The sequence below is a fragment of the Xenorhabdus griffiniae genome, from assembly GCF_015163655.1.
GTDB classification, from domain to species: domain Bacteria; phylum Pseudomonadota; class Gammaproteobacteria; order Enterobacterales; family Enterobacteriaceae; genus Xenorhabdus; species Xenorhabdus griffiniae.
In genome coordinates this window covers 1-12,896 of record NZ_JADEUF010000116.1, presented here as the reverse complement: position 1 = coordinate 12,896, position 12,896 = coordinate 1, and the positions used below count along the sequence as shown (strand labels likewise).

11 protein-coding genes are annotated in these 12,896 nt (G+C 46.3%); 9 read left to right on the top strand and 2 right to left on the bottom strand.

The features are described from left to right. Nucleotides 1-166: 166 nt before the first annotated feature. From IQ211_RS15595 to rluA, 3 genes are all read left to right on the top strand, one after another. Nucleotides 167-421: a hypothetical protein gene (locus IQ211_RS15595; protein ID WP_189760860.1), complete on the top strand. Its 255-nt coding sequence runs from the start codon at nt 167-169 to the stop codon at nt 419-421. Nucleotides 422-639: 218 nt separating this feature from the next. Then, on the top strand, nt 640-3,549 hold the full coding sequence (rapA, locus tag IQ211_RS15590; protein WP_189760850.1) for an RNA polymerase-associated protein RapA: 2,910 nt from the start codon (nt 640-642) through the stop codon (nt 3,547-3,549). A gap of 95 nt (nt 3,550-3,644) precedes the next feature. Continuing rightward, entirely contained in the window at nt 3,645-4,298 is a 654-nt protein-coding gene (gene rluA, locus IQ211_RS15585; protein ID WP_189760851.1) for a bifunctional tRNA pseudouridine(32) synthase/23S rRNA pseudouridine(746) synthase RluA, read from the top strand. Nucleotides 4,299-4,304: 6 nt separating this feature from the next. Here the strand turns inward: rluA and djlA are convergent, their stop codons facing one another. Next, nucleotides 4,305-5,114 (bottom strand): co-chaperone DjlA, encoded by an 810-nt coding sequence (gene djlA / locus IQ211_RS15580; protein WP_189760859.1) that lies wholly within the window; start codon nt 5,112-5,114, stop codon nt 4,305-4,307. Nucleotides 5,115-5,296: 182 nt separating this feature from the next. On the opposite strand from djlA, the gene lptD reads away from it, so the two are divergent. The 6 genes from lptD (at nt 5,297) to apaH (ending at nt 12,054) form a co-directional block, all read left to right on the top strand. Beyond that, nucleotides 5,297-7,663, top strand: coding sequence for an LPS assembly protein LptD (gene lptD, locus IQ211_RS15575; protein ID WP_189760852.1), 2,367 nt, complete (start codon nt 5,297-5,299; stop codon nt 7,661-7,663). Nucleotides 7,664-7,727: 64 nt separating this feature from the next. Next, a complete protein-coding gene (gene surA, locus IQ211_RS15570; RefSeq protein WP_189760853.1) occupies nt 7,728-9,029 on the top strand; it encodes a peptidylprolyl isomerase SurA in 1,302 nt (433 codons plus the stop codon). Next, entirely contained in the window at nt 9,019-10,011 is a 993-nt protein-coding gene (gene pdxA, locus IQ211_RS15565) for a 4-hydroxythreonine-4-phosphate dehydrogenase PdxA (RefSeq protein WP_189760854.1), read from the top strand. The genes surA and pdxA overlap by 11 nt, the downstream gene beginning before the upstream one ends. After that, a complete protein-coding gene (rsmA, locus tag IQ211_RS15560; protein WP_189760855.1) occupies nt 10,004-10,819 on the top strand; it encodes a 16S rRNA (adenine(1518)-N(6)/adenine(1519)-N(6))-dimethyltransferase RsmA in 816 nt (271 codons plus the stop codon). The genes pdxA and rsmA overlap by 8 nt, the downstream gene beginning before the upstream one ends. A 36-nt stretch (nt 10,820-10,855) precedes the next feature. Beyond that, nucleotides 10,856-11,233: a Co2+/Mg2+ efflux protein ApaG gene (gene apaG / locus IQ211_RS15555; RefSeq protein WP_189760856.1), complete on the top strand. Its 378-nt coding sequence runs from the start codon at nt 10,856-10,858 to the stop codon at nt 11,231-11,233. 2 nt (nt 11,234-11,235) lie between these two features. Next, a complete protein-coding gene (apaH, locus tag IQ211_RS15550) occupies nt 11,236-12,054 on the top strand; it encodes a bis(5'-nucleosyl)-tetraphosphatase (symmetrical) ApaH (protein WP_189760857.1) in 819 nt (272 codons plus the stop codon). A gap of 67 nt (nt 12,055-12,121) precedes the next feature. Here apaH and folA read toward each other — a convergent pair whose 3' ends face one another. Then, nucleotides 12,122-12,607 carry a type 3 dihydrofolate reductase gene (gene folA / locus IQ211_RS15545; protein WP_189760858.1) on the bottom strand — a complete coding sequence of 162 codons (486 nt, stop codon included), beginning with the start codon at nt 12,605-12,607 and terminating at the stop codon, nt 12,122-12,124. Between the last annotated feature and the right edge of the window lie 289 nt (nt 12,608-12,896).

Below are 12,896 nucleotides of genomic sequence, written 5' to 3'. Positions count from 1 at the left end.
AGTTATGGCATACTTGACGTGCAGGCATAGCAGTGACCCTATTGACTTGGTGGAACAATCAGTAGATCACACAACGCTATGCTTGTCTATTTTCTGGGGATTCCTCAGCGCAAAGCGGGGAGAAATCAGGTTTCATAGCGTGTTGTCAATGGCAACTTGAAGTTTAATGCGTATATATGCTCAGATTACTGACAAGGTGCTGATTTTTTTCCGGCACTTTGATTTAATCAGATCCCGTTCACCCAATGGAGCTTGCCGCCATAGTAAGAATACCCCCTCTCCAGACGTTTTCCCTCTGAAACACGCTCACTCGATGACCTCGCGCCACAAAATCATCTGGTTCGCACAATCGATGCCGCCATTTGTTCAAGATGACTTTATGCCTCTGCTGACAGGGCAAATGAGCATCTCTTTCGAATAATGGATATTTTTGCAGGTGACGGCTTGCTCAGCTTCAATTAACATATCGCCCCTCTAATGGGCCATTGTACTTTTACGATCCTTTTATCAAAAATCAGGGGTTGTAAAATGCAATTGAAAACTATCCCTATCGATAACTAATAACGATCGATATCCAACAAAAGCAGCCATCCTGCAACCATAAATAATATTGTCTAACAGAAAACTGAGCCAAAATTTATGCCATTTACTCTTGGTCAACGCTGGATAAGCGATACAGAAAGCGAACTTGGATTAGGAACAGTCGTGGCGCTTGATGCGCGCATGGTAACGTTGCTCTTCCCTGCCAGCGGAGAAAACCGCCTTTACGCACGCAATGATTCCCCCATCACCCGCGTTATGTTTAATGTGGACGATACCGTAACCAGTCACGAAGGCTGGAAACTCAAGATTAATGATGTCCAACAAGATAATGGCCTGCTGATCTATGTTGGTACACGTCTGGATACGGAAGAAGAAAATATCTGCTTGCGGGAAGTTTTTTTGGATAGCAAGCTGACGTTTAACAAACCACAGGATCGCTTGTTTGCAGGTCAAATTGACCGCATGGATCGCTTTGCGTTGCGTTTTCGCGCCCGTAAGCACCAAAGCGAACAGTTCCGTTTGGCAGAAAGTGGGCTGCGTGGCATCCGTGCCAGTTTGATCCCTCACCAGTTACACATCGCCAATGAAGTGGGTAAACGCCACGCACCACGTGTATTACTGGCAGATGAAGTCGGCCTGGGGAAAACCATTGAAGCCGGGATGATTATCCATCAGCAATTAATGGCCGGACGGGCTGAACGTGTGTTAGTTATTGTGCCAGATAGCTTGCAACACCAATGGCTGGTGGAAATGCTGCGCCGTTTCAATCTGCGTTTTTCGCTGTTTGATGATGACCGCTATAGCGAAGCACTGCATGACAGCGATAATCCATTCGAAACCGAACAGTTGATTATCTGTTCCTTAGATTTTGTTCGCCGCAATAAGCAACGTTTTGAGCTTCTGCTGGAAGCAAGCTGGGATTTGATGGTGGTGGATGAAGCTCACCACCTGGCGTGGAGTGAAAAATCGCCAAGCCGCGAATATCAAGTTATCGAACAATTGGCAGAACAAATCCCGTCCGTCCTATTGTTAACGGCAACACCAGAGCAGTTGGGGCAAGAAAGCCACTTTGCCCGCCTGCGCCTGCTGGACCCAAATCGTTTCCACGATTATCAGGCTTTTCTTGATGAACAACAGAAATACCGCCCTGTCGCAGATGCTGTGACGTTGCTGTTATCCGGTAACACCCTGAACAATGACCAGCAAAATGCCATTGTCGAACTGATCAGCGAACAGGATATCGAACCTCTGCTGAAAGCCGCAAACAGCAATCAGGATGGGGAGAGCGAAGATGCGCGCCGCGAACTGATCACTATGTTGATGGATCGTCACGGCACCAGCCGCCTGCTTTTCCGTAACACCCGTGGTGGTGTGAAAGGTTTCCCACATCGTGAATTGCACGAGATCAAGTTACCATTGCCGGCCCAATATCAGACGGCAATCAAGGTTTCTGAAATCATGGGTGCCAAAAAGACAGTGGAGTCTCGCGCCAAAGATATGCTCTATCCTGAGCGGATTTATCAGGAATTCGAAGGGGAAAATGCCACATGGTGGAATTTCGATCCCCGCGTAGAATGGCTGATGGGTTTCTTGATGGCAAACCGCGATGAGAAAGTACTGGTGATCTGTGCCAAAGCAGAAACGGCACTGCAACTGGAACAAGTTTTGCGTGAACGCGAAGGCATTCGCAGTGCTGTGTTCCACGAAGGCTTGTCTTTGCTGGAGCGTGACCGTGCCGCCGCTTACTTCGCTTCTGAGGAAGAAGGCGCACAAGTGCTGCTTTGTTCTGAAATTGGCTCAGAAGGACGTAACTTCCAGTTTGCCAATCAGCTTGTCATGTTTGATTTGCCATTCAACCCTGATTTACTGGAGCAGCGTATCGGTCGTCTGGATCGTATCGGGCAAAATCGTAATATCAAAATCAGTGTGCCTTATCTGGAAAATACGGCGCAATCCATTCTCCTGAGCTGGTATCACGAAGGGCTGGATGCCTTTGAGCATACTTGTCCAACAGGCCGCGCCATCTATGACAAGTATTATGAAAACCTGCTCAATTTCCTGGCTAAACCTAATGAACAAACTGGCTTCAGTGAGTTTATTACCGAATGTCGCGGGCATCATGAGAAACTTAAACAGCAATTGGAACAAGGACGTGACCGTCTGCTGGAGATGAATTCCAACGGTGGCGAGCAAGGCCAGAAGCTGGCAGAAAAGATTGCTGCGCAAGATAACGACACGGATCTGGTGAATTTTGCCCTGAATTTGTTTGATATCATTGGTATCAATCAGGAAGATCGCTGCGACAATATTATTGCCTTGCATCCATCCGATCATATGCTGGTACCTGATTTCCCTGGATTACCCAAAGATGGCTGCTCGATTACGTTTGACCGCGAAAAAGCCCTCTCCCGCGAAGATACTCAGTTCCTGAGCTGGGAACACCCAATCATTCGCAATGGCCTGGATTTAATCCTGTCGGGAGATACGGGAAGCTGTGCCGTTTCCATCCTGAAAAACAAAGCGCTGCCCGTTGGGACGCTGCTGGTTGAGTTGATTTACGTTGTTGAAGCCCAAGCACCGAAGCACCTGCAATTGACCCGTTTCTTGCCACCAACGCCAGTGCGCCTTTTGTTGGATCTGAAAGGCACCAATCTGGCGCCTCAGGTTGAGTTTGAAAGCTTCAACCGTCAGCTAAACGCGATTAACCGCCATAACGCCAGCAAGCTGGTTAATGCGGTACAGAAAGAGGTTCATGCTATCTTGCAACAATCGGAGCCTCTGATCGAAGAGCAAGCACGGGCGTTAATTGAAAAAGCGAAGAAAGAAGCAGATGAAGCGCTGTCGGCTGAGTTGTCACGTCTGGAAGCCCTGAAAGCGGTTAACCCGAATATCCGTGATGATGAGCTGGAAGCGATTAGCTCCGAGCATAAGCATCTGCTGCTCAATCTTGATCAGGCCAACTGGCGTCTGGATGCGATTCGTTTGGTGGTTATTTCTCACCAATAAGCAGACATCAATAACCTGTCACTCGGTAAACTCAGGGGCATTTTCCGCAAAATGCCCCTGGGGAAACCAATTTTTTCCGACCCATTGGAGCCACTATGCTGGAGTCTTATAATCCCCCGACAGATCCTTGGTTATATGTGCTGTATCAGGACGAGCACATTATGGTTGTCAACAAACCCAGTGGATTGCTCTCTGTGCCGGGTAAAGCAGAAGAGCACAAGGACAGTATCATGACGCGGATACAAGCTGAATTTCCGGCCGCCGAATCAGTCCATCGATTGGATATGGCCACCAGCGGTATTATGGTCGTGGCGCTGACAAAAGCCGCCGAGCGTGAGTTGAAACGCCAGTTCCGTGAGCGTGAGCCGAAAAAAATCTATATCGCGCGGGTGTGGGGAAAGCTGGAGCCGGAAAAAGGCTTAGTGGATCTGCCCTTAATCTGCGACTGGCCGAATCGCCCGAAACAAAAAGTCTGTTTTGAAACAGGCAAATCCGCACAAACTGAGTATCAGGTACTGGAATATGAGGGCCAGGCAACGCGCGTCAGGCTCGCACCAATCACAGGACGTTCTCATCAACTTCGTGTGCATATGCTGGCACTAGAGCATCCCATTCTGGGAGATAAGTTCTATGCTCATACGCAGGCAAGGGAAATGGCGCCTCGCCTACAATTACATGCTCAAGAACTCTTTATTACTCATCCGGCTTATGGCACCCCCATGCATTTTGAGTGTAAAGCCGAATTTTAATGAGCGCTATTTAAAGCCCCGCTCCTTTTTAATCAAATCGTAAGCCGACTGGATGGACTGCGTCTTTTGTTTCGCCAGTTCCATCATTTCTGGTGGTAAACCTTTTGCCACCAGTTTATCGGGATGATGCTCACTCATCAGTTTTCGATAAGCTCGCTTAATGGTGGTCGCATCATCCTGTTTATTGACACCCAATACCTTACAAGCATCTTCCAATGTTGCACGCTGCTGTTCACGACCTTGATGGCGCCCATACTGCTGGTATTGTCCATTGAAATGGCGTCCGCCTTCCATCATGGCAAGGAATTGTTCAAATTGAATACGGGAAATACCTAATTCTTCGGCAATGACAAACAGAACTTTTCTTTCATTGGGATGCAGTTCGCCATCAGCAAATGCTGCTTGTAACTGAATTTCCAGGAACATGCGGATCAGGTCAGAACGACCGAAGCAAGCACGGCGTAATTGTTGCATTGTTTTACGCAAAGGAAATTGGGATTGTTTGCCTTCACGAAACGCCTGCTGCGCGGAAAGCCGTGCCTCACCATGCAGTTGCATTCTGTTCATCAATTGGGTGGCGAGCTGGATATCCGTTTCTGTTACCCGACCTTTTGCTTTGGTTAAATGCCCCAATACTTGAAAAGTACTGCGAAAAAACAGCGCCTGTCGGGTTGGGCCTTTCGTCGTCCCACCCAATTTCTGCATCCTGATTTTGTCAAGGATGTGACCAAGCACTAAGCCAATCACAATCCCCCAAAAACCCGCACCAGATGCAATCCCAAATATCAATCCGAATAATTTTCCCCAATACTGCATATAGTCGTCAATTCCCCAATGCTCTGAGCGCAATTTTGCATTATCATACTATCCATTAAGCTCTGTGCCTAACAACAAGATTAGCAAAGTTAAACTTTACTCTGGCGCATATCTCTCAACTACGTTAGTCTCTGAGCGTTTGCCGGCACGATGCCACTGATGACGGAACCGCATAAACATCTATGAATAAATGTTATCCTACCCTGCTGGCCACAATGGTATGGGCAGCACTTTATAGTCAGCAAGCTCATGCTGACCTTGCAGCACAATGTATGCTGGGTGTACCTGTCTACGATAAGCCGATTATCACAGGCGATCCTAATAAACTGCCAGTCTATATTCAGTCCGATGATTCTCACGGTGAATACCCCAATGCGGCTGAGTTCATTGGCAATGTAAATATCCAACAGGGAAATAAAACACTGATAGCCGATAAAGTTCGGCTCGAACAGACACAAAAGCAGGATAAAGAACCTGTGCGCACTGTTACCGCAGTGGGTAATGTCAGCTATGATGACCCTCAAATCATTTTGAAGGGACCCCGCGCCTGGGCGAATCTGAACAATAAAGATACCGATGTGGAACAAGGTAAGTATCAGTTGGTTGGTCGTCAAGGACGTGGCAGCGCAGATAAGATGATGCTGCGTGATGAGAACCGCTATACCATCATGAATAATGGGATATTCACTTCTTGCCTGCCCGGTAATGACAGCTGGAGTGTCGTGGGTTCTGAAGTCATTCTTGACCGTGAAGAAGAAGTCGCCGAAATCTGGAATGCCCGTTTTCGCGTTGCCAATGTGCCGGTATTTTATACACCATATTTGCAATTACCTATCGGTAATAAACGTCGTTCTGGTTTCTTAATTCCAAATGCCAGTTTTTCCAACAAAGATGGCTTCCAATTTCTGCTGCCATACTACTGGAACATTGCCCCTAACTATGATGCCACGATTACTCCTCATCTCATCACGATGCGGGGTTTGAAGCTCGATAATGAATTCCGTTATCTCACCAAAGCGGGGACCGGTACAGTTGCGCTGGATTGGATTGATCAGGATCGTCTGTATAAAGAGGATAAAAGGCTCAAGGCCAGACCTGAGCGGGATAGCAACAGCCGCTGGTTGTTCTACTGGAATCACAGTGGTGTCATGAATCAGGTTTGGCGTTTCAGTGCTGATTATACCAAAGTCAGTGATCCGAACTATTTCAATGACTTCAGTTCACAATACGGTTCCAGCACCGATGGCTATGCTACTCAGAAATTCAGTATTGGCTATGCCCAACAAAACTGGAATGCCACACTTACAACCAAACAGTTCCAAATCTTTACCCCTAGTGATAGAGGAAAAGCTTACCGAACAGCGCCTCAGTTAGATCTCAACTACTATAAAAATGATTTGGGACCGTTTGATTTTCGTACTTACGCTCAGGTGGCCAAATTTACCAGTGTTGGTAATCAGTGGCCAGATGGAACACGCTGGCACCTGGAACCTTCCATTAACTTACCACTCTCCAATGGCTGGGCGAGCATCAATAATGAATTTAAGTTGATGGCAACCCATTATCAACAGGATCTTACTGAAACAACTAAATCCAACACTGAGATACCTGCATTGGAAAGTTCGGTAAACCGTATTCTGCCGGTGTTTAAATCAGATGCGAAGATGGTGTTTGAACGCGCTATGTATTTTAACCAAGGCTTCACCCAGACGCTGGAACCGCGCGTTCAATATCTCTATGTGCCTTATAAGAATCAAAACAACATCAATAACTTTGATTCTTCTCTGCTACAATCGGATTATACTGGATTGTTCCGAGATCGCTTCTACAGTGGGTTAGACCGTGTTTCGTCTGCTAATCAATTTACCGCTGGTGTGACTACCCGTATTTATGATGAAGATTTAGTTGAACGTTTTAGCCTGTCCGTAGGTCAAATTTACCATTTTGAACGTCCACGTACCGAAGATACTGACTCTGTCTTAGGTAGTAAGGATATCATTGGGAACAAAAAAGGAACGGGGGCGACAACCTGGGCTGGAGATGTACACTGGAGAATCAATGATTCCTGGGGCATCAAAGGCGGGTTGCAATATGACAATCGTCTGGACGACTTCACTATGGGTAATGCCATCATGGAATACCGTCGTGACGCTGACCGCATGTTGCAGTTAAGCTACCGTTTTGTTGATCGCAATTATATTCAAGCCACACTCAAGGGGGGCGCACCCGCTTACCAACAAGGAATTTCTCAGATTGGTATGGTAGCAAGTTGGCCGTTGTCAGATCGTTGGGCGTTTGTCGGGGCTTATTACTACGATACCAAAGAGAAACAGCCTGCAACCCAAATGGTCGGTTTGCAATACAACACTTGCTGCTGGGCAGTCAGTGTAGGTTATGAACGCAAGATCACCGACTGGCGCTTCGACAGCAGTCAATATGACAACAAATGGTCATTCAATGTTGAACTTCGTGGCTTAAGTAACAATCATAGTTTAGGGAGTCAGAAAATGTTGGAGCAAGGTATTCTTCCATACCAACGTGCATTCTGATGCCGATAAACGCAATGTAAACAAAATAACCCCGCCAAGGCGGGATTGATATGATGGGAAACGTATGAAGAACTGGAAATCGCTCATTTTCGGATTGATGTTTTCAGTAAACTCTGTCGCAATGGCGGCTCCACAAGAGCTGAATAAGGTTGCTGCCGTTGTTAACAATGATGTCGTACTGGAAAGTGACGTTAACAGCCTTTTACAATCCGTTAAACTCAATGCAAAACATGCAGGCCAGCAATTACCGGATGAAAAAACATTGCGTCACCAAATCCTTGAGCGCCTGATTATGGATGATATTGTTCTGCAAATGGCAAACCGGATGCAGCTAACTATCCCTGATCAAGCCTTAGATTCTGCGATCACGAATATTGCGGCTCAAAACCACTTGAGCCTTGCCCAGTTAAAACAAAATCTGATCGCAGAGGGAATGAGCATTGATACTTACCGTAATCGGATCCGCAAGGAAATGATGATTGCAGAAGTACGTAACAATGAGGTACGCCGCCGCATTACTATCCTGCCACAGGAAGTTGATTCACTGGCTAATCAAATCAGCAACCAAAACAGTCAGGACTCTGAGATAAATCTCAGCCAGATCCTGATCCCTCTGTCGGAAAACCCAAGCCAGGAGCAGGTAGAAAAAGCGGCAACCACGATTAAAAAAATCTTATCTGAACTCCACAATGGTGTCGATTTCGGCAAATTAGCGCTCTCCTATTCCAGTGATCCCGAAGCCCTGAAAGGGGGAAATATGGGTTGGAGCAAACTGCAAGAATTGCGCCCCCTGTTTGCTGCACAGCTTCAATCTGCTCATAAGGGACAGATTATTGGCCCAATTCGTTCCGGCGTTGGCTTTCACATTCTGAAAGTGAATGATATCCGTGGTGGTCAGACGTCTATTGCCGTCACTGAAGTGAATGCTCGTCATATTCTGCTGAAAACATCACCTATTATGAATGATGAACAGGCACGCAACGAGTTGATGAAACTCAGAGAAGAGATCTTAAGTGGCAAAACCTCATTCGAAGAAGCCGCAAAAGCACATTCTGAAGATCCAGGTTCAGCCATGCGTGGTGGAGAACTGGGTTGGAATTTGCCGAGCGCTTACGATCCTGCTTTCCGTGATGCGTTGATGACGTTGCAAAAAGGTGAGATCAGCCAGCCTGTTCACTCCTCTTTCGGCTGGCACTTAATCCAACTGCTGGATAGCCGCAAAGTTGACAGAACAGACGCTGCACAGAAAGATCGCGCCTACCGCCTGCTGTTTAACCGTAAATTTAATGAAGAGGCACAAAACTGGATGCAGGAATTACGCGCCTCTGCTTATGTGAAAATTTTAGATGGTAGCAATGCACAATAATAAACCCATCGTCATTACCCCCGGCGAACCAGCCGGGGTTGGCCCTGACTTAGTCATTGCCTTGGCTCAAAAAGAGTGGCCTAGCCAACTGGTTGTCTGTGCTGATCCAGAGCTGATGCTTTCCCGAGCTAAGCAACTGAATTTACCCCTGCAACTGCAAACTTATTCTCCAGAACATATTTCTTCATCACAGGCAGCCGGAACCCTAACCATCCTGCCCGTTAACCTCCACTCCCCGACGATTGCAGGGGAATTAAACCGGAAAAACGGTACTTACGTCACGGAAACTTTAGCAAGAGCTTGCGATGGTTGCCTAAGTGGGGAGTTTTCTGCACTGGTAACAGGACCTGTACATAAAGGTGTCATTAATGATGCAGGCGTGGCTTTTACTGGACATACTGAGTTTTTTGCTGACCACAGCCAATGCTCAAGGGTGGTCATGATGTTGGCAACGGAAGAGCTACGGGTAGCGCTGGCAACCACGCACCTGCCGATTCTGGATGTCCCTAAAGCAATTACGTTTGATTCCCTGCGGGAAGTTATCACCATTCTCAATCATGATCTAAAAACCAAATTCGGTATTCCCCGTCCCCATATCTATGTTTGCGGCCTGAATCCTCATGCCGGTGAAGGTGGGCATATGGGACATGAAGAAATAGATATCATCATTCCTGCCTTAGATAGTCTGAGAGCGGAAGGGATATGGTTGGAAGGTCCATTACCTGCGGATACCCTGTTCCAACCCAAATATTTAGATCATGCTGATGCCGTGCTTTCGATGTATCACGATCAAGGGTTACCCGTGTTAAAATACCAAGGTTTTGGCAGAGCCGTAAATATTACGTTAGGGCTGCCATTTATCCGAACTTCTGTCGATCATGGCACAGCACTGGAGCTGGCGGGGACAGGTCAAGCTGATGTGGGTAGTTTTATCACCGCATTGAATCTAGCAATTAAAATGATACAAAACAGTAATGAATAACAAAGTCCATCAAGGGCACCATGCCCGTAAACGTTTCGGGCAAAACTTTTTAACCGATCAATTTATTATTGATAGCATTGTCAATGCGATGAACCCACAGGCTGGCCAAGCCATCGTGGAAATCGGCCCAGGTCTGGGAGCATTGACAGAACCCGTGGGTGAACGCATGGATAAGATGACTGTCGTCGAGCTTGACCGTGATTTAGCGGCTCGTCTGCACGTCCACCCCAAACTGAAAGATAAGCTAACAATCATTCAACAAGATGCGATGACCGTTGATTTTGGTCAGATTGCTAAAGAACATGGGCAACCCTTGCGTGTATTTGGTAACTTGCCTTATAACATCTCTACGCCGTTAATGTTCCATCTTTTTAGCTATACTGATGCTATCGCTGATATGAGCTTTATGTTGCAGAAAGAAGTTGTGAATCGCCTTGTCGCGGGGCCTGACAGTAAAGCCTATGGACGCTTAAGTGTGATGGCGCAATACTACTGTCAGGTGATACCTGTGCTTGAAGTACCGCCAACGGCATTTACACCCGCGCCCAAAGTGGATTCTGCTATTGTGCGTTTGATCCCACACAAGAGTATGCCTTACCCTGTTCAAGACATTCGCATGTTAGCCCGGATCACAACTCAGGCATTTAACCAACGGAGAAAAACGATCCGCAATAGCCTTGGGAATATTTTTTCTGTTGAACAGTTAACTGAATTGGGTATTGATCCAAACACGCGGGCTGAAAACATCTCTGTCGAGCAATACTGTAAGATGGCGAACTGGTTATCATCTCAACCTGAAATTGCCTAAACAAATAAACAGGCGTTGCAGCAACAGGAGGTACCTATGCTCAATGAACCAAGAATTCATATTCAAGTACAAAGTACTTACATAGAAAGTCAATCACAGCCGGAACAACAACGTTTTGTGTTTGCTTATACTGTATCAATTCGTAATCTTGGGCATTCCCCTGTGCAACTTATTAGCCGTTACTGGCGCATTACCAACAGTGATGGTAACCAAACCGAAGTTCAGGGTGAAGGGGTTGTGGGAAAACAACCTTTGATCCCACCGGGAACAGAATATCGCTACAGCAGTGGCGCTATTTTAGAAACACCTCTGGGGACAATGGAAGGCCACTATAACATGATCGATCACGATGGTCGTCCATTCCGTGTCGCCATTCCGGTGTTCCGGCTGGCTATTCCAACACTGATAAATTAATTATGGCTACATACCTTATTGGCGATATTCACGGCTGTTATCGTGAACTTCGCGCCTTGTTAGAACAAGTCGATTTTAATTCCAGTGAAGACACTTTATGGTTGACCGGCGATCTGATCGCTCGTGGCCCTGATTCACTGGCAGTCCTTCGCTACATTAAGCAACTCGGCTCCGCAGTAAAACTGGTATTGGGCAATCACGATCTGCATCTGTTAGCGGTTTACGCTAAAATCAGCCGCAATAAACCGAAAGATTTGCTGGATGAATTACTCGCAGCACCGGATGTCGATGAATTAATAAATTGGTTAAGAAAACAGCCAATGCTGCAAATCGATGAAGAACTGAAACTCGTCATGGCACATGCCGGGCTAACCCCACAATGGGATCTGGAAACAGCCAAAATATGTGCCCGTGAAGTGGAAGCTATTCTTCGCAGCGACAGTTATCCTTTGTTTCTCAATGAAATGTATGGGGATATGCCGAACAATTGGACGCCAGAGTTAAGCGGACTTGCTCGATTGCGTTACAGTACCAATGCTTTGACCAGAATGCGTTATTGTTTTCCAAATGGTCAATTGGATATGAATTGTAAATCTAAACCGGAAAATGCACCTGCTCCACTCAAACCCTGGTTTGAATTACCACGCAGCATTCCTGAAGACTATTCAATCGCCTTTGGTCACTGGGCAGCTCTGGAAGGTCAAGGCACACCTTCTGGTATCTACGCCTTAGATACGGGGTGCTGTTGGGGAGGTAAATTAACCCTGCTTCGTTGGGAAGATAAACAATATTTCAGCCAAGAATCATTACTCAAATCATAAGTCTGATAAATAATAAACCTGCCGGTGACACTGGAGTGCCCCAAGGCACTCCGCACGTAAGATAAACTCACTCTCGGCGTTCCAGAATTTCAAAACAATAGCCATGGGAATTGTTTTCATCTGCATCGTGATATTCGGTAAACGTTGAATTCCATTCATCAGGTTCATAATCAGGGAAATGCGTGTCACCAATCACTTCTGCATCAATGTGAGTCAGGTACATACGATTAGCCAGAGGAATAAATTGCTCATAAATTTTTCCCCCTCCCATTACCATCACTTCTTTAACATCGCCAACGGCGGCTAAAGCGGCTTCGATAGAGTTAACCCAAGTCACCCGATCATCATTTGCAGGTTGACTGCTAATAACGATATTCAGGCGCCCAGGCAAAGGACGGCCAATCGATTCATAAGTCACTCGCCCCATTACAACCGGCTTTCCGAGTGTATTGCGTTTAAACCAGGCTAAATCACCCGGCAAAGTCCATGGCATGGCATTTTCCATACCGATAACTCGATCCATAGCCATCGCAGCAATCAAGCTGATAATCATTAAATCACCTTACAGCCAAGTAGTATGAAAATTTGGGACACTATACGGAAAGGGTTACTCGCAGTCGATATGATTAACAATTTATTACAAACAAATAGTTAGTTTACCCACTAATTGTTAAACAAGCCGCTGTTTAACAGCTTATTACTTAACAGGTAGGCAAAAAAATAACAACTTTACGCGATGCTCGACTTTCTAGATGAGATGACATAGTGAATTGAAATGACATAGCCCTGCCTTTATAACCTTAAGTTGCGAAACAAAGAGCAATAAAGGAACAAAAGGCTAT